12 protein-coding genes are annotated in these 18,576 nt (G+C 54.8%); 4 read left to right on the forward strand and 8 right to left on the reverse strand.

The annotated features are described in order from the left end of the window. The first annotated feature begins 222 nt into the window (after positions 1-222). The 3 genes from HB393_RS15500 to HB393_RS15510 all read left to right on the forward strand — a co-directional run bounded on the left by HB393_RS15500 (position 223) and on the right by HB393_RS15510 (position 5,150). Positions 223-813, forward strand: coding sequence for a gluconate 2-dehydrogenase subunit 3 family protein (locus HB393_RS15500; RefSeq protein WP_213806089.1), 591 nt, complete (start codon positions 223-225; stop codon positions 811-813). Then, the gene (locus HB393_RS15505; RefSeq protein WP_255551188.1) at positions 786-2,495 is read left to right on the forward strand and encodes a GMC family oxidoreductase; all 1,710 of its coding nucleotides are present in this window, start codon (positions 786-788) and stop codon (positions 2,493-2,495) included. The genes HB393_RS15500 and HB393_RS15505 overlap by 28 nt, the downstream gene beginning before the upstream one ends. A gap of 273 nt (positions 2,496-2,768) precedes the next feature. Beyond that, positions 2,769-5,150, forward strand: a complete 2,382-nt coding sequence (locus HB393_RS15510; RefSeq protein WP_213806090.1) for a TonB-dependent receptor — start codon at positions 2,769-2,771, stop codon at positions 5,148-5,150. 23 nt (positions 5,151-5,173) lie between these two features. On the opposite strand, the gene HB393_RS15515 is transcribed toward HB393_RS15510, so the two are convergent. The 7 genes from HB393_RS15515 to HB393_RS15545 form a co-directional block, all read right to left on the reverse strand. Beyond that, complete coding sequence (locus tag HB393_RS15515; protein WP_213806091.1) at positions 5,174-6,622, reverse strand: DHA2 family efflux MFS transporter permease subunit; 1,449 nt, start codon at positions 6,620-6,622, stop codon at positions 5,174-5,176. Positions 6,623-6,807: 185 nt separating this feature from the next. Further along, positions 6,808-7,695 carry an NAD(P)-dependent oxidoreductase gene (locus tag HB393_RS15520; protein WP_213806092.1) on the reverse strand — a complete coding sequence of 296 codons (888 nt, stop codon included), beginning with the start codon at positions 7,693-7,695 and terminating at the stop codon, positions 6,808-6,810. A gap of 20 nt (positions 7,696-7,715) precedes the next feature. Further along, on the reverse strand, positions 7,716-8,729 hold the full coding sequence (gene araD1, locus HB393_RS15525; RefSeq protein ID WP_213806093.1) for an AraD1 family protein: 1,014 nt from the start codon (positions 8,727-8,729) through the stop codon (positions 7,716-7,718). A 10-nt stretch (positions 8,730-8,739) separates the two neighbouring features. Beyond that, positions 8,740-9,912, reverse strand: a complete 1,173-nt coding sequence (locus HB393_RS15530; RefSeq protein ID WP_213806094.1) for an L-rhamnonate dehydratase — start codon at positions 9,910-9,912, stop codon at positions 8,740-8,742. Continuing rightward, positions 9,909-11,180 carry an MFS transporter gene (locus tag HB393_RS15535; protein WP_345945231.1) on the reverse strand — a complete coding sequence of 424 codons (1,272 nt, stop codon included), beginning with the start codon at positions 11,178-11,180 and terminating at the stop codon, positions 9,909-9,911. The genes HB393_RS15530 and HB393_RS15535 overlap by 4 nt, the downstream gene beginning before the upstream one ends. A gap of 20 nt (positions 11,181-11,200) precedes the next feature. Further along, positions 11,201-12,847 (reverse strand): beta-xylosidase, encoded by a 1,647-nt coding sequence (locus HB393_RS15540; protein WP_345945232.1) that lies wholly within the window; start codon positions 12,845-12,847, stop codon positions 11,201-11,203. A 113-nt stretch (positions 12,848-12,960) separates the two neighbouring features. Continuing rightward, complete coding sequence (locus HB393_RS15545) at positions 12,961-16,257, reverse strand: carboxypeptidase-like regulatory domain-containing protein (RefSeq protein ID WP_213806096.1); 3,297 nt, start codon at positions 16,255-16,257, stop codon at positions 12,961-12,963. 271 nt (positions 16,258-16,528) lie between these two features. Between HB393_RS15545 and HB393_RS15550 the strand changes: the two genes are divergently transcribed. After that, a complete protein-coding gene (locus HB393_RS15550) occupies positions 16,529-17,371 on the forward strand; it encodes an FCD domain-containing protein (RefSeq protein WP_213806097.1) in 843 nt (280 codons plus the stop codon). Between the two features lie 733 nt (positions 17,372-18,104). On the opposite strand, the gene HB393_RS15555 is transcribed toward HB393_RS15550, so the two are convergent. Next, complete coding sequence (locus tag HB393_RS15555) at positions 18,105-18,521, reverse strand: hypothetical protein (RefSeq protein ID WP_213806098.1); 417 nt, start codon at positions 18,519-18,521, stop codon at positions 18,105-18,107. Between the last annotated feature and the right edge of the window lie 55 nt (positions 18,522-18,576).

The following is an 18,576-nucleotide window of genomic DNA, read 5'->3' on the forward strand; positions in this document are numbered from 1 at the left end:
ATGCTGCCGATCTGTTCAGTCTTTTTTCACCGAGAGCTGATTTTTGTGGGGTCCAGAGATAGCGAGAGACGAGAGTCCAGCCGCCCCTCAAGGTAAAGAAAGACGAAAAAGTGTGAACAGATTTGTCTTATCGGGAATATATGTGCAAAGGGCAAAATTGCGGAGGTATCATGGATGCCGCGACAAGGCAGCCTATTGCCAAGACTTGAAAGAGGAATTCAGATGGAACGTCGGGAAGTGTTGAAGTTGCTCGCATCGGCAGCGGTCCTGCCCGCTCTAACACCGGATGCTTTCTCCATGTTCCGCAGCATTCATGCTGGACTTGCAGAGGCTCCGGGATTGAAGGCGCTCAACTCCCATCAGGACGCCACTGTAACCATCATCGCCGAGCTGATCCTCCCTCAGACAGATACTCCTGGCGCCAAGGCTGCAAAGGTCAACGAATTCATCGATCTGATCCTCGCGGAGTGGTACGACGATGCAACCACCGCACGCTTTCTCGCCGGACTGGCGGACGTGGATCAGCGCAGTGAGAAGCTCTTCGGCAAGCAGTTTGTGGACTGCACTAATGCTCAACAGCTCCAGTTGATGAAGGTCCTCGACGACGAGGCTGCTGTGGCCCGCAAGCAGCAGGCAACGGCAGAGGCCATCAGCCGCAAGCCGGCGATCGCTCCGCTCAACTTCTTCGGCATGATGAAGAAGCTCACTCTCCTCGGCTACTACACGTCGCAGGTTGGATTTGAGGTTGAGTTGCACAAATCGATCATTCCTTCGAGCCACGCAGGATGTGTCGCCATTACGGGGGTGGCGTAGCCATGGCGGCGAATACTTACGACGCAATTGTGATCGGCTCGGGCATGTCCGGCGGCTGGGCCGCCAAGGAGTTGACCGAAAAAGGCATGCAGACCTTGGTTCTTGAGGCCGGGCGCTCTATCGTTCCGGAGGTCGACTACGTCGAGCATGTCCCACCCTGGGGCGTGAAGTTCCGCGGTCTGCGAGACCGAAAAGCAGAGTCGATCAACAGACCCATCCAGTCCCAGATAGGCGATGAGTGGAACGCGAAGTTCTTCGTAGATGACAAGGAGAACCCCTACACGACCGATTCGGATAAGCCATACCTCTTCCTGCGTGGGCGCCACGTCGGCGGCCGTTCCGTCATGTGGGGGCGGCAGACCTATCGCTTAAGCGATCTCGATTTTGAAGCCAACCTGAAAGAGGGGCTCGGCGTCGACTGGCCGATCCGCTACAAGGACATTGAGCCCTGGTACAACTACGTCGAAGACTTCATCGGCGTCAGTGGTCAGGCGGAAGGACTTCCTCATCTACCGGACAGCAAGTTTCTTCCTCCCATGGAGATGAACTGCGCGGAGCTGGCGGTCAAAGAAGCGATCGCTGGGAAGTTTCCGGACGGCCGCATGATGACTATTGGCCGGGTCGCAATTCTGACCGAGTCACACCGCGGACGCGCCGCATGCCATTACTGCGGTCCCTGCCAGCGCGGGTGCATCACCCGCTCTTACTTCAGCAGCGTCAACTCTACATTGCCAGCCGCGCAGGAGACGGGAAAACTCACCCTGCGTCCCTTCAGCGTCGTGCATAGCCTGATCTTCGATTCCAAGACCCGGAAGATCACCGGAGTACGAGTGATCGACGGTCAGACTCGCGAAGCAATGGAGTTTCATGCACGCATCGTCTTTCTTTGCGCATCAACCTTGGAATCCGCACGCATCCTGCTGAACTCCACAACGCCCGAGTTCCCCAACGGCCTCGCCAACTCCAGCGGAGAGCTCGGCCACAACCTTATGGACCACATCTTTAAGGGTGGCGCAACCGGAACTATCCCTGGCCACGAAGATCACATACAGATGGGCAATCGTCCCAACGGCATCTATGTGCCGCGCTTCCGTAACATCAAGCAGAAGCATCCTGCATTCCTGCGAGGCTACGGCTTCCAGGGCGGAGGACACCGCGAGGGGTGGGAGCGGGGCAGCGATATGCCTGGCTTTGGCGTCGACTTCAAGAATATGCTGAAGAACCCTGGACCGTGGCGCTTCAACTTTACCGGCTTCGGAGAGTGCTTGCCCAATCACGATAACCATCTGGAGATCGACAAGAACAAGGTCGATGCCTGGGGTATTCCAGCCTTGAAGATCAACTGCCAATGGAGACCCAACGAACTCGCCATCTACAAAGACATGTCCGTCACCGCCGCGGAGATGCTGGAGGCCGCCGGGGCTAAAGACATCGTCGCCTCGACGGCGCAGTCGCTGCCCGGAGAAGGCATCCACGAGATGGGAAGCGCCCGTATGGGACGAGATCCGAAGACCTCTGTCCTGAACGAGCACAACCAGGCCCACGACGTGAAGAACCTCTTCGTGACCGATGGCTCCTGCATGGTCTCGTCGGCTTGCGTCAATCCGTCGCTCACTTACATGGCACTCACTGCCCGTGCCTGCGACTATGCCGTGGGGAAGATGAAACGAGGCGAACTCTAATCTGGCGAACCCGTCTTCTGCTGCAGTTTTGGAATTGCAGACAATTCCTAGCGTGAATAATCTGTTCACGTCTTCAAAATCTAACAAGTGCGCCGTTAACTTCCTTCAGAAGTTCATCTTGAATAGCTCAAAGGACGCCGCCCGTGACAATAATGAGACATCTCGGTGACTTTCTTGTGACAACTGGCTCTCATCTTTAATCAAGACTGAATTGGTCGTAAATAATTAGGACCAAATCTGTCGCAAATGAGATTCTGCGGCTCCAAGGAAATCATGTCGCCCTGCTGTTTCAAGACTAATCTGCTCGCCTGCGTCCTTGCCCTCTTCACAACACTCTCTGCCGCCGCACAATCTGCATCCATCCACGGCACTGTTCTTGATCCCACCGGCGCGGCTGTCAATGGCGCTTGCGTCTCTCTCATTGGCCATGGTATCCACCAAACCACAACCTCTGACCCCGGCGGGGCGTATGGCTTCTCGACGCTTCAGGGCGGTAGCTACACGCTCAGCGTTGAAGTCGCCGGCTTTGGCCGCTATGAAAACTCCTCCATTCATGTCGCTGCGGACAAGCCGCTCGACTGGCGAGTCCAACTGCAATTGGAGTCTGCCTCGCAGTCCATCATCGTACAGGGGAATGTCGAAACGCTCGAACAGACGCCCACGGTTGGCAAGACCGGCACCATTCTTCAGGACATTCCGCAGAGCATCTCGGTCATCGGCCATCAACTTTCCGAGCAGCAGGGCGACCTCGTCCTTCAAGACACCGTGCGCAACGCCAGCGGTGTCATCCAGGGCGGCAGCGACGGGTTCGGCTTCGCGGACCGCTTTCAGATCCGAGGTCTCGAGGCCCGCATCTTCAATGACGGTTTCTCCGACGGAGACGAACGAAATGGCATTCCGCACTCGCTCAACGGCGTCGAACGCGTTGAGATTCTTGAAGGGCCCGGCTCCTCGCTTTTTGGTAGCGGACCTCCCGGAGGTACCATCAACCTCGTCCACTACACGCCGTCACCTAGGTTTGGCGCGGGCGCACAGTTCCAGGCGGGATCGTTCGGTCTCTACTCCGGGACGACGTTCCTCACTGGCGGCACCGGCTTGCAAGGACTAGATTACCGTGTCGATGGCATGGCGCAGCACGAGGACGGCTTCCGCTCTCTCGCTGCTGCCGATTACGAACTGCGCCCCGTGCTTGGCCTGACCACGGCCCACAATGTTCTTCTGCTGGCCTTTGACGGTCGCGATCTGCAGAGCACGCCCGACCCAGCCGGACTGCTCTACGTCAACCATACGCCTCTTACGAGCGTCGGGCGGGAAGCGAAATACTCTACGCCTTTCAGCTTCGGCAACCAGACGATTGGACGCTTTACTGCCTCGGACGTATGGCAGGCAGCCCCCTTCGTCACCGTGAACAACCGTTTCTCGTACATGTACCGGAACCTGGCGATCCTACGAAATGGCGATGGCGGCACGATCGTCGGAGACGCGTTCACTGGGCGGCAACTGCGCAGCCAGCACGACACCATCAACGACTTCGACTACGAGGCTGAGCCTGTCTTTACCTTCCGTATCGGTTCAGTACGCAATACTTTACTTACGGGCGTTGAAGCACAGCACCAGAGCATCTTAGCGAACCGCTCCACTGCCGATCTTCCCAGCATCGCCAACATCTTTGCCCCGGTCATCCCGGAGACGACACGGAATGGCCTGGCCTTTCTGCGCGATGCAACGCACTCCGGCTTCCTTGATGATCTCAGTGCCAACTATCAGGGCCTATACGCGACCGACCAGCTCGACCTCACCAGCCGCTGGAAGCTGCGCATTGGCGGGCGGCAGGATTGGTGGCAGACAAGACTCTCTCCGCAGGTCACTGTGCCGGGGCGGAGTCTGGGTAACGGTCAACTCATCGAACCTCCCAACGTCTACACGCGCAATGACACGCCGTTTAGCTGGAACGTCGGCACTGTCTATCGCATTCTGCCTGGTGTCTCGACTTTCTTCGGCGTAGCGCACAGCAATCTCGCGAATTTCAACTCTGAAGCCACACAAAATGGCGTAGAAGCGCCCGAGACTGGAATGCAGTACGAAGCCGGTGTAAAGGTTGCAGCGCTCAACGACCGCATCATGGTTACGGCCGCTGCCTTTCACGTCATGCGGAATAACGTCTTCTCGCTCGTGAGTGACATCCCCGTCTTCAATGACCAGCTCACTCAGGGCGGAGAGGGCAACGTTGAGCTGTCGCTTTCGCGCCACTGGAAGCTGAATACAAATGCCACGGGGATGCACGCCTCACTGACGGATAATCCATCTAATCCCGCAGCTACGGGTCGCCGTCCGCAAGGCGTCCCCAATCGTATCGTCAATCTATGGACGAGCTATGACCTTCCGCTCGGCGGCCACGACATCATCACTCTCGCCGGTGGCTTTACGAACCGCAGTAGCATGTTTGCCGATCTGCTCAACACGAACTCCATTCCTTCGTATACCACTGCAGATCTCGTTGTAAACTTCCGCACACATGCATTGACAGGCGCCTTCGGCGTGCGCAACCTGACTGACACACTCTACTTCACTGCCTCCAACGGAGCGGGCGGATTTGTCGGAGATTCACGCTCATACTTCGGCAAAGTGCAGTTCCGATTCGGCCCTGGACGGTGAACGAACCTTTCGTACGTGAGAGGTCAGCCTCCCGGGTGCATGACCTTATGCTGACTTACATCGTCTCCATCCCTGCTCTTCAAGCTGCGGAAGACAATAGTCGAGGCGATGGTCAGGACTCCAAGCGCGATGAGCGCCTTATGAATCCCGTGAATCATTTCGACCGGGTTAGAGTGTGTGCTCGGAATGAAAAACGCCGTAGCCATGCCTGCAGTTGCTACACCGAAGCTGATGGACATCTGCTGCATCGTACTTGCAATGGAACTCGCACTGCTGGCGTCTATTTCCCCGATGTCGGCATAAACGAGTGTATTCATGCTCGTGTATTGCAAAGATGTAAAGGCTCCATAGAGGAAGGCCTGGAGAACGATAGCCCAAACAGGGGTTCGTAGACCGATAGTTGCAAACACCATGAGAAGGACACCAAGGATCAAGGTATTGGAGATAAGGACGCCACGATATCCAATACGGCGCAACAGCCGTGGCATGATCGCCTTCATACTCATCGCTGCAATTGCCTGCGGCATGACAAGCAAGCCGGATTGAATCGGAGTGAAGCCCAAGCCTACTTGATAGAGGAGCGGCAGGAGAAAGGGCACGCCGCCGATTCCCAGACGAGTGAAGAAACTTCCGCTCACAGCAGCACGGAACGTGCGGATACGGAATAACTTCAACTGCAGCAAAGGAAATGGAAGGCTGCGAGCATGGACTCCGTAACCAGCCAGCAGCATGAGAGACAACGCCAAAAGTCCAGACATCTCCCGCGAACTCAGAGCATGCTCACCGAATATCTCCAACACATATGACAGTAAAGCAATTCCGGAACCGAACAGAATGAGCCCGACAACGTCGAGCGGATGAGTCTTCTCTTCGCGGTAGTCCGGCAGATGCAAATACACGAGGATCAGGCCTGCCAGGCCAATCGGGATATTGAGGAAAAAGATGAAGCGCCAGTGAAGATAGGCAACGATCAGGCCGCCCGCGATGGGTCCTAACATGGGAGCGACTAACGCCGGTATCGAAACAAAGCTCATGGTGCGCAGGAGATCTGACTTGGCAAAGGTTCGGACCAGAGTGAGGCGGCCTACTGGCACCATCATTGCTCCGCCGCAACCCTGCAGGATGCGGCACGCAACGAGCAGATGGATGTTACCTGAGACTCCGCATAGGAAAGATCCCAGAGTAAATAGACCGATTGCGGATGAGAATACTCTCCGGGTTCCAAATCGATCCGCCATCCAACCGCTAATCGGAATAAAGACCGCAAGGCTCAGCGTATAGCTCGCCAGTACCGCTTTCATGCTGAGTGGAGCGACACCAAGCGCTGAAGAAATGGTAGGAACTGCAGTGTTGAGAATTGTTGTATCCAACGACTCCATAAAAAATGCGACGGCAACCAGCCAAGGTAGCAGCCTTCGGGAAGCGTCTGATGGACTAGTTGGAGATGCAAGCGATGAGTCAGATTGATTCATGTGTAGGAACTTGTACGGAGTTGCCCTCTGCGAACATCCTACAGCGCTCCCGCTGCGGCGACAGCGTTTCCCTATTTGATGAAGAAGGATGGAGTCATTCTCCAGTCAGGGGTAGCAGCTTCCTTCAGCACACTTACAAGGCCTGCAAAAATTGTTCAGATAATAAAAGTGCCCACCTTCTGAGCTCACTCGCTCGTATGGGTTTTAGCACGCAAGGGTTCCACTACGGAGGACATATCCTGACCTGCGTATCCCGCTGCGGCTGCTTGCTCAAATAAAGCGCGTGCGTTTACGGCAGTGGTCAATTCGACTCCAAGTTCCGCCGCGGCTTTATGAGCGTACTGTAAATCTTTCAGCATTAGGTTGAGGACAAAATTAACGGTGTAGTCGTGCCTAGTCATGCGTCCGGAGATATCCGCTAACAGAGGACTCCCTGGGGCGCCGCGTTTCAGAATGTCGAGGGCAAGGTCGCGATCGAGTCCGCTTCGCTCCAGCCAGGCCATTCCTTCCGCAAGAGAGGCGACTTGAACGCCGCAAAGAAAATTATTTATCAGCTTTATCTTCGCTCCGGAACCCGACGGGCCAAGGTGCACGATCTGCTTGCTCATAGCCTGCAACACCGGTGTCGCACGGTCTAGAGCTGACGCTGTTCCTCCGACAAAAAAGGTGAGTTGGCCGCCGGCCGCCTGAAGTCTGCTCCCCGTCACAGGCGCATCCAACAACTCGTTTCCACGGTCATGCGCCTTCGCTCCCAGTTCCACGATCCAGGAAGGGCTGACGGTGCCGCACTCGATAAGCAGGGCGTCCCAGGTCGCCGCCTGGAGCGCACCTCGCTCTCCCAGCCATGTCTCGCGTGAGGCTGTGTCATCCGCCAGCATGGAGAGGATGAGGGTGGCACCTTTTGCCGCGTCGGCGGCGGTGTCTGCGACACGAGCTCCTTGTGCGCCGAAGACTTCAGCTTTGGAGCGTGTACGGTTATAGACCGACAGCTGGAAGCCCGCTTTGAGCAGATTTGTTGCCATGCCTGTGCCCATCGTGCCTAGCCCCAAGAGTGCAACCGATTCCTTTGACATACGTATCTCCTTTGCTTTGGCTATCCGAGAGAGTGTACGCGAATAGGTTCATGCAACCTTACCTCTTCGACGATCGGATTACGCAGTGCCCGGCCAAAGCCGTCGAACCGGATCTCCATAACATCGCCGCCTTGCAAGACAACGCCATCTCCGAACGAGAGCGCATTCGCACCGAAGAAATGAACGTGAACGCTACCGGGTTGCCGGTGTCCTGCAAATTTGAAATGGTGATGCTCCAGGTTGGCAAGACTATGACACATATTCTGCTCGCCGCTGGCGATCTGCCGGTGCCACAGCGTCGTTCCATTGCGCTCAATTCGAACTTCACCCTGAACGTCCGTAAAATCTGCATCGACTACCAACTCCGGTCCTATACTGCATGCCCGCAGCTTCGATCCCGCGAGGTTCAGGTAGTTTCGCTTCTCGAATTTATGATCCGAGAACTCGTTGCCTACGACGAAACCGAGACGATAGGGGACTCCTGCGTCATCGAGCAGATAGATCCCAGCCATCTCTGCCTCCTCACCACCATCCTCTGCATGGCCAGGAATCTCTAGCGCCTCAAAGGGAGCTCTCACCATGAAGCCGTCGCCCTTATAGAACCACTCCGGCGCGACGCCTATCTTTCCTTCTGTAGGGCTTCCTCCTGCTACGCCCCATTGGAACATTCGCATGCTGTCGGTCACAGCTTCCGTCTGTTTCGGTTGGTCTGAGATATGCATTGCCTGCCGTTCTTTGGCGCTGCCAATATGTGTCAGACCTGTGCCAGTGACCAACATTCTCGAAGGCTCACCGGGTACGTCAATAGGACTAAGCAGACGCCACGGAGAGTTGCCGCTATAGACATCGTCGTAAAGCAGTAACTCGCCCGTCGCCAGTGACGTCGCAAGCTCTGTTATTGAAGTACGTCGCCTTATACACAGTTGTGCCAACTCATAGATCGACGTAACCTCGTTGAGGCATTGGAGGAAAGGTTCTTTGACTAGCGCAACACGTCGCGAGAGCGAATTAGCGATCTGAACGAGATGTATCATTTTCGTTCCCCTATCCGATCACGTTGAAGCGCTTGAGAGACTCTTCGTTTACGGTGAGTCCAAGCCCTGGAACGTGCTCATCGAGCTCGATGTAGCCATTCTTCGGGATCGGCTCTCCGTCAAAGATGTACCAGAAGAGCTCGTTCCCGACTTCGACATCCACCTTAGGAAAGAACTCGGCGATGGGAGAGTTTAGGTTCGCCATCACCACATGGTAGTTATGCATCTGCCCTGCATGCGGAACGACCGGGATCTGGAATGACTCTGCCAGTGCTGAGATCTTGCGTGCCTGACTGATACCACCGACTCGGTTCGTATCGAATTGAATGTAGTCCAAGGCGTTCGCCTCCAGTAGATCGCGAAAGCCGAAGATGGTGAACTCGTGTTCACCACCGGCAATGGGGACACGGCCGTAGCTTTTTAATTCTTTATAACCGCGTGTGTCATCCGGGATGACGGGCTCTTCCAACCAGCGCAGGTTGAAGGGCTCCAGCAGCGGCAACATGCGTTTCGCATAATCCAGCGTCCACCCCATATATGCATCAACCATGAGATCGATGCCGTCGCCGATGACCTCTCGCACTGTGCGAATCAGCTCGATGTTCTTTCGCATGCCAGCGGCTCCATCGACTGGCCCCCAACCGAAGCGTAGCTTCATCGCCTGGTATCCCTCGTCCTTATATCTCTGAGCCTCTCCCCGTAGTTGATCCAAAGGCATAGAGTAGAGTCGGCTTGCATAGACCGGGATGCGCTCCTTTGTCCGACCGCCGAGTAATCGATAGACGGGCTGCTTTGTATCCTTGCCGAGGATATCCCAGAGTGCGATATCGACTGCCGAGATGGCTGTCATCGCCACGCCTTTGCGTCCGAATGCCATGGTTCGCCGATACATCTGTTGCCAAAGATACTCGGTGTCCCAAGGATCCGCGCCGATCAGCAAAGGCTTAAGGTACGTGTCAATAAGTGTCTTTGTAACCAGTGGAGACAACGCGGCATTGCCAAGACCCACTAGCCCTGTGTCGGTAAAGATTTCGACCAGTACCCAACCGTGAAAGGCAAAATTACCCATCGACGCATCGCGAAAGGTTACGAGGTCCATCGGGTTCGTGCAGAAGTGAGGAGGGAGCGGAACCGTCTTACCCTCCCATTGAACGACGCGCGTGCGCACTTCGGTAATCTTCATACGTTCTCTATCTCCCGGAGGTCATCTGTGCGAAGTGGTTGAATCCTGCCAGCAAACAGCAGAATGACGAGAAATCCTATAAGGTGAAACGTCCCAACGAGAACAAACAAGGTTCCGTAACCGAAGCCGTGGCCGAGAAGATATCCGGCGACCACGCCAAAGATCGCGCCGCCGATAGCACCCCCAAATCCCACCAACCCCGAAACAGTGCCGACAGCCGAGAGAGGAAAGATGTCCGCTGGCACGGTCATAATCAATCCTGACCACGACTGCTGACAGAAAAACGCAATACTGAACAGCAGGATTGAAAGCTGCACGGGAACTAACGGCACTAGCATTACTACCGGCATAAACGCTGCGCTCAGTCCTAACGAGAGCTTGCGCGCACGGTCGAGGGAGCATCCCTTTCGCAGCAATCTGCTGGAGTAGTAGCCTCCTACAAAACTTCCAATACCCGATGCTGCGTATGGAATCCACGCGTAGTAGCTCACCTGTTTGATATCGAAGCCCCGAGCGTCATAGAGATACTTCGGCAGCCAGAACAGTAGAAAGTACCATGCGGAGTCGCTCATGAACTTCGCAAATACCAGAGCTCGTACACTGGGGATCCCGATGATCTCCTGAAAAGTTAATTGCTGCGCCAGCATTCGTGCATCCAAAGTGTTTGAGGTGACCAGAGCCCCACCTCGATAGGACATCATCCACCAGATTACCCACCCAATACCCAGCACTCCGGCGAAGAGAAATACAGCGCGCCATCCTAAGCTCAGCAGCACAACTCCGATCAATGGAGGAGCTAGCACGGAGCCAATCGCTGTACCTCCATTGATGATCCCCATTGCGGTAGAGCGGTCCTCAGGGGCGATCCATTCTGCGACTACACGTACGGCCGCGGGAAACGCACCGCCTTCACCCATGCCCAATAGGAAGCGAGCTACCAATAACAAAGTAAAACCCGATGCCAGACCGTGCAACGCACATGCTATGGACCACCACAGCATGATCAGCATGAAACCTCTCCGCGTTCCGAGGCGGTCTAGTAAACGGCCGCCGATTGCATACAGTGCTGCGTAAGAGAGTAGAAATGCTGTTTGCAAATAAGAAAACTGCTGGTTAGAGATGGGAATGGTGCGTTGAATCGCCGAGATCGCGACCGGCAGAGTTTGCCGGTCGAAGTAACTGATCGCGATCGCCGCCGTCACCAAAACGACGAAGTACCAGCGCAGTTCCATTCCACTGCGCTTTACCCCGTCCATTCTGTCCTTCACCAATGAGCCCATCTCTAGCCTTACCACTTCAAGTGCAGGAGCGATGTTCCCTGCCGGGGCAGGTCCGTTGTGATCTTTACCTGTCCATTGGACACATCGAGCCATACAGGCGAGGTCAATAACTCAAGTTGGCCGGCAGTTTGTAGCTCTGCGTACTGCTTCGAAGTGGGGTGCTGAGGCGAACCCATCGTCTGCCAGACGGTATAAGCGTTACTGTGTGTATCATCCACGCGATAGTGTTCCAGTAAGACCCTGTGCGTACCTGCGGGAATACCGCTGATTGTTACAGACGTTGGTACCGCAGCTGAGGCGCCATCGATGTCGTGATAGTTCCATACCAACACCGCCGCCTCCCGTTCGGCTTTTGTGGCAAGGGCGTCCACATCTGACTCCTTTCGCGCACCGGTACTTACAAGTGTGTCCAGAGGAACCTGACCTGTGCTACTTGTCTGTACTCGATTTCCACTCATGAGCGCGAACATACGAAAGACATTCAAGACAGGCTTGTCTATCCCGTTGGTTGCGAGTGAACGGAATCCCTCGAAGTAGTCCTTGTCTTCAAATTCGAACGACCAGCTCAACATCGAGATGAGATTGACGGCATGACGATCCTGAAGCTCGAACAACCCTTTGTAGGCCGCCGCTGTATAAGCCGGATACAACGTTCCGTTGCGATAGTTGTTGGCTGGATTCACCTTTGACGAACAGGCCGCGCAGCCCTCTGGATCAGCCTCGCTGATGATGATCGGGAGGCTCTTGAAGCGTGGATACTTCGCAACCAACTCAAAGCCTTTGTCGGCATCGGTCAGCTCGCGATTGATCCCCATCGTGACCTTCCCTTCATTGATCTTTGGCGAGCCTTTCGCGTGGAAGGAGATGAAGTCCATAGGAACGGACTTACCATTCGCTGCGCTTTTTCCGGTGCTCACATGCTCCAGAAAGTTATTCAAAAAGGTATAGGCCTTGGGATTACCGGGGCTTGTAGTTGCAGGGCCACCTACCTTAGCCCCTGGCAGAGCCGCTCGCACGCCAGCAACAGCGAAGTCATAGAGCTTCCAATAATCTTCTGGGGTACTGTGCCAGTAGTCTATGTCGGGCTCGTTCCAGACCTCGAAGTACCACTGCAAGACTGCTTCTTTACCATAGCGCTCTACGAGATGTGCTGTGACGACGCGTGCTAACTCACCCCATTTTGCGTAGTCCTTGGGAGGATTGTTTGATTTGCCACTGATCGCGCTCTTAGGATAATGCACCTGGTACGGCTCATGACGATTGGGAAGATCTGCTGCCAGGTCCTTAGGCATAAAACCTAGCTCAACCATCGGCCTTACTCCCGCAGCTTTATAGGCATCGAAGATTCCATCGAAGATCTTGAAGTCATAGGCCGGTTTGCCGTTCGCATCTTCCGAGTACACATTTGTTGAACTGAACTTCAGTTCGGCGACTCCATTGCCCGACGTAAGGAGATGATGCGCTCGAATGTATACGGGAACCGGACTTAGGTCATGTAGCTCTTTGAGCAACTGCGTCCCATGGCGCATCGTCGTGTAGTTCGCCTCGTCATAACCGAACCAGCTATAGATTGGCTTGTAGACTCCTACGGTTTTAGTCAGATCGACCTGAATCGAAACCGGGGTCTGATTAGAGGACGGCGTTGGATCAGGCACTGTTCCTTGAGCTAAAGCTACTACCGATACAAACGCTCTTAATCCAGCGCTTAATAGGACAAGCTTTTGCGTCAGTGGACTTGAAACGTATTTCATCCTGGCTCCTCTTGCTGTTAGAAGTTGTACTTGAGCGCGAACTGAATGTCGCGTGACGGGACTGAAGTGCTGATGATCGACGCGCCTGCGGTAGCATCGATCGCTGCATTGGGTGTGTTGAAGCCCGTTCCAGTGGGAGCATTAAAACTGGTTGTGTTCGATATGTTGAAGAATTCAGCGCGGAACGAGAGCGTACTTTCTCCCGGCAAGGTAAAGTTTTTGAACACAGACGCGTCATATTGACGATACAGATCGCTGCGTAGCGTATTCGCTTTTACGTTGCCATAGGTGTAGATCGGAGCGACCGTATAGAGACTCTTATCGAACCAATTCGCCAAGGTGCGAGTGAAGGTGGGGCTACCACCTGCGGGATTGATAATTGGCCGCTGGTTAGCGACACCGGTGTTCGCGCGGTCACCAGAGATGACCGGAGTATAGGGGACACCGCTGCGAAGGACGATGATGGTTTGCAGATGCCATCCGCCCAATACACTGTTCACCAGGCTATTTGCGGTACTCAGGAAACGCTGTCCTCTTCCTACGGGGAGCTGATATGTTCCACTCATCGCTACGTTGTGTGGAATGTCATAAGGAGATAGCGCATATTCATAGCCGGTATTTCCTCCCAGAGCCGGGGATTGATTGAATTGCATGAACTTCGAGTAAGTGTACGCGAAGAGGCCGGTGAATCCGTGGCTCTGGCGGTGGTCCAATTTGACCTGTAGCGAGTTATAGTTCGTACTTGTGTCCTGGGTATTGAAGACAATACCGCTGAAGGGCTGGAATGGCCTTCGAGCCTGAACCGCACCTGGTGCGGGCGTGGGATCGTTAAAGTCGTTTGTGCCGTTGAGGTGTACTCCGTGGTTGCCTACGTAGCCGACCTCCAAAACGTCCTTCTCTGTAAGTTGCCGTTGCACACCCAGACTGTAGTGCTCGTTGTAGCCCATTTTGAGATGTGTCTTGCTGGGAGAGAGTGAAGGATTAGCTTGCGCCGATCCGAGCGCTGTACCGAGAAAGAAGTTCGCGAGGGTTCGTGTTGGCGTCACATTCTGCGTCTGGTTTACGGTTTCGGAGAGACGGTACGGCAAAACACTCAGGTTGACTCGACCGCTGGTCCCCTCGGGTTCGTAGAACATCCCGAAGCCGCCGCGAACGACTGTCTTCGGTGTAAGTGCATAAGAGATGCCAATACGAGGACCGAACTGTGTCTTATCTGTGTAAGTAATATTTGAGGGCAAGCCGGCTGTACTGCTGGTCTGGATGTACTGACCGAAGAACTGATATGCCGCTGGAGCCGCACTTTGCGCGGTCAGGTCGGGTATTGCTCCCGATCCTGAAACGATAATCGGCTTTGCCTGCGTAGGATCGAATGTGCCGATCTGTCCTTTGTAACCGCCAAGCCATGGGGAGTACTCGTATCGCAGCCCTATATTCATGGTCAGTCGACTACTCAGCCGGATGTCGTCCTGGACGAAGAACTGTTTGTAGGTTTGTTGGCCACCGAAGTTATCGGCGGGATATGCGCGCGTGACAGCGGAGGGATAGCCCAGCAGAAAGTCGGCGTAGGCGTCGCCCGATGCATTGCCATTGAAGCTGAACTGACCAGCGTATGTCTGGCTGTCGTATCCGAGCCACTGATAGTAGCGGATGAGAGTGCCAAACTTTAGAGACTGTCTCCCCTTTAGGATGGTGAAGTTTTCTGTTCCCTCAAACGCCTTGCGATCCTGGGACTTGGGACGTTGATCGAAGGCGGAACCAGTTAGCGATGTATAGCCGCTCCAGGAGTAGTCAGGAAAAGAGCCTCCTGTCGTGGGACGCAATTGGGCTGCAAAGCCACTGACGCCAAACTGAGTGTTGAAGTCGGGACCCTGCAGAAATGCCTGCAGGCGAACATGGCTTGGAAGGTAATGTGCGCGGACCTCATTCACCATGTTTGTACCGATGTTGGTAATTAGCCCTACGGCGATGTCTTGTCCGATGGAGGTGAGATTTGCAGTTCCCAGTTGCGGGGAAGAATTAGGATCGACCTCTCGGTTCTGCACATAAATCCAACGCGCGAAGAGACGATTGTGCGAGTTGAAGGTGTGATCGAGACGAAGCGTGTACTGATTGAAGTCGATGGCTTGCGAGGGAGTTGCGCTGAAGGTTCCAGCCGAGGTGTTCTGGCGCGGATTGAACTGCTGAATCGCCAGAGCAGCGGAGGATAGACGGGCTGTAGGGATCGTATTGTTGGCAAACGGTACGCGCACTGGGTTTCCATTGACCGTCGTGGTCAGCAACGGATCGTAGATTGTCTTCGTACCGAAATTACCATTCCGCTGTGCATCATTTGGCACGATGCTGTTAAAAATCAGCCCTTGCCGCAGGCGCTGTCCTTCATAGTTGAAGAAGAAGAAGGTTCTGTCTTTGCCGCTGTAGAGATGCGGGATGACAACCGGACCACCGAGATCGCCGCCGAACTGGTTGCGTTTCAAGATCTGTCTGGTCAAGGCAAAGAAGTTTCGCGCGTCGAGTTTGTCGTTCCTGATGAACTCGAAGATGCCGCCGTGATAGCGATTCGTGCCGCTCTTTACGGTCGCGTTGAAGAAGGCTCCACCGCGGTTGTACTCGGCCGAGTAGGGACTTTGCTGGATGGAAAACTCCTGCAGCGCGTCGATCGAGGTCTGGATAAACGTTCCGCCTTGGTGCTGTTCGCTGACATCGACACCATCCAGCAGAAATGAGGTCGCACTGCCACGAATGCCGCTGATGGTGTTGCCGTTGACGACCTCGGGGCGAATCGCGAGCGAGTTGCCGGTTGGCGCCAGAAGCGCGGCTCCTGGCGTCAACTGCGCCAGACGGAAGAAGCCTCGTCCGTTCAGGGGAAGGTCGGTGAGCTGCTGGTTGGTGATGACCTGTCCGACTGTGGCTGAGTCCGTCGTAAGCAGCGGCTGCGCTGTGGTTACTTCGACTGTGACGGTAGAGGAGCCAACTCTCAACTTGAGGTCTTCGCGGACGATCTGACCTACCTGCACTTCGATGTTGGAGCTCGTGGTGGTCTCGAAGCCTGGTGCTGTGACGCTCAAGGAGTAGAAGCCTGCTTCTACGGGAGTGATGACGAAGTTGCCGCTTCCGTCTGCGACGGCTGTTTGCACGATGTTCGTTCCGGCGTTGGTTACCTTCACAGATGCGCCAGGAACGCCTGCATCCTGCGGATCTGTAATCCTGCCAACGAATCTGCCTTTCTCCACTTGCGCTATCGCAGAGACGGTCAATGCCAGGAAGATCCCGACGATGCAGCGTCTCAATGCTTGAGTCCTATCTGTTGCTTTCATAGTTTTTCCTCGAATCCCAGACGCTCGTGCCGCAGATGGCTTGCTGTTAGCGGCACAAAGGTAGTACCTATGAATCAAGATGTCAACTTTTATTCGAATATTATTTCCGATGCTAGCCTTTTCCTCTCGCAAATCGAGAGATCTGTTGAGGATCGTGCGTGTTCCCGAAGGCGGCTCCAAACCAAATGCCTCGGGAAAGGTGCTACCTATAGACCCTTGCCGGCGCATATAGGCTTTGACTTTGCATATCCAAAGCCGCAGTATCAATCGTATGAACAGCCGAAAGATTCTCAGTTCGAGTGCTTCAGACCACGTCCTCGATAGCAAAGAGGATGTAACGCATCTTCTGATCCTTCGCTTTCAGCAGATGTTGAGTGACGGGGTTCTTTCTCCCGGCACCAAATTACCGCCGGAGCGGGAGCTGGCTGCGCACTTCAACGTCGCGCGCTCTTCTCTGCGGCAGGCGCTTAAGGTGCTTGAGATCATGGGTGTCATCACCCAGAAGGTCGGCGATGGCAGTTATCTCAATCGCGACGCGTCGTTGGTGCTTCGGGTGCCGATGGAGTTTCTCTTTCTGCTCGACGACACCACCGTGGAAGAGCTAACGGAGCTGAGGTTCATCATGGAACCGGCTCTAGCGGCGAAGGCGGCGGAGCGCGCTAACTCCAGCGATATTGCGCTGCTGCGGCAGTCGATCACAGACCTGGAGAATAGTGAGCGCGACAGGGTGAAGCTCGTCGCCTCCGACCTTCTCTTCCACCGGGCGATCTTCCAGGCGTCGGGAAACCGCCTTACCGGACGGCTCTTCCATACGATTCACCGCGCCATGCTGCACATGATTACGGTCACTTCACAACTGGTGGACCTGGAGCACACCGTCAGATTCCACAAGACGATTCTTACCGCGATCGAACAACGGGATCCTGAACTTGCGTCGCGCCTGATGACTGCTCACCTGGTAGACGCAAGCAATCTGCTAGTGCAAGGTCGTGAACAGGAGCGTGCTCGCGCTCTTCGGGAGCACATGGCGTCTGCTCCGGCCAAGCTCGAGAAGGGATCTGCTCCTGCGCGGCAGTCGGCGCGGATGCTCCGCCGCAAAGCTACCCATCCGTAGGCATCGCGCATACCCCTCCCCCCTTGCCTGCGTGTAAGCGCAGTGGTTTCATGCGCTTAGCGTGAGGGGCTTGTCCTAAGTAGGTGCAACCATTGGGGTTGCGTCCAAATTCGTGCTAGCCCTGGACTTAGCTTTTCGCGAGCCCGCTGAAGGAGTTTGTGCCAGGACTTCTTTTACTTCTACTTCTATTTTAGATAGTTGACCAAAACTAAAGTGCCACTTGTAAGTTTATGTCGCTCTGCGACTTAGGTCATTTCGGGGCTTGACATGTGTTTTTGCTGGGAAATATCGCATTCTCGGGGTTAACTTCTCCGAGTGTTCCTTCTGCCGATCCGCGTGGCGGTCTTGGCACGCGGCTTCTTGATTTTTCCGGTTGGCTGAGTCTGATCGTCTATGTAGCGCCTGGGCCAAGGGCTGCAACGACAACGGCGAATACAGGTGCCCTTCCCTTCGCTTCGCTCTAGAGTCAGGATGACGGCGTAAAACAAGCGACGGCACTTGGCACCTCAGGGAGATGCAAAGAGAGCTTCCTGAGCGCTAAGCAGAGAGACTTCTTTTTCTACAAGGAGTTAGATGGATGAAGCCGGCGAATTCATACTTCACTAAGTGTCCCCACTCTATCCGTTTAATCTTTCTCTGCGATCGTAACGGTAAGTGAACAGTCGCATGTCTCTAACAACATGGCGAAGAGAAGTTTTATGCTCACAACCAGACGCTCTATCGGTAGGCAATGTCACGAGTAGTTAAGACATTGAAACAGAAGCCGGGCGTTACGAGCTTCTGTCATATCGCCTGTCATCTGCATACGCACGAGCATGCCTTCGATAATGAAGACTCCGGCGACGGCAGTCATCTCCGGTTCTCTCAGATTGAGCTTAGTCGCTATCTTTAGAATGAGTTCTCGCAACTGCCCTTTGTTTTCACAAGCAATGAATACGCAACTACGGAAGAGCGGGTCTTCAAAGGAGTCCAACAAGATATCCGCAATCGCCTCCAAGCCTCCGCCCGAGATCGCAATACGAGCCTCCACCGCGGATGTAAACCAAACCATCCATATATCCTGACGTTCGCGCAGAGAGATAGAGACGAGTTCGGAGTTATTAAAATGGATTTGTGTCTGCTCTGAGATTCTGGCGTCTGTCCTGGGCATATTGCCCTCCACTTATTTGGGGCCATTCGAGGACAACGCCATGCCAAGCCAGATT

Origin of the sequence: Granulicella sp. dw_53, assembly GCF_018449545.1 — a bacterium.
Taxonomy (GTDB): Bacteria; Acidobacteriota; Terriglobia; order Terriglobales; family Acidobacteriaceae; genus Edaphobacter.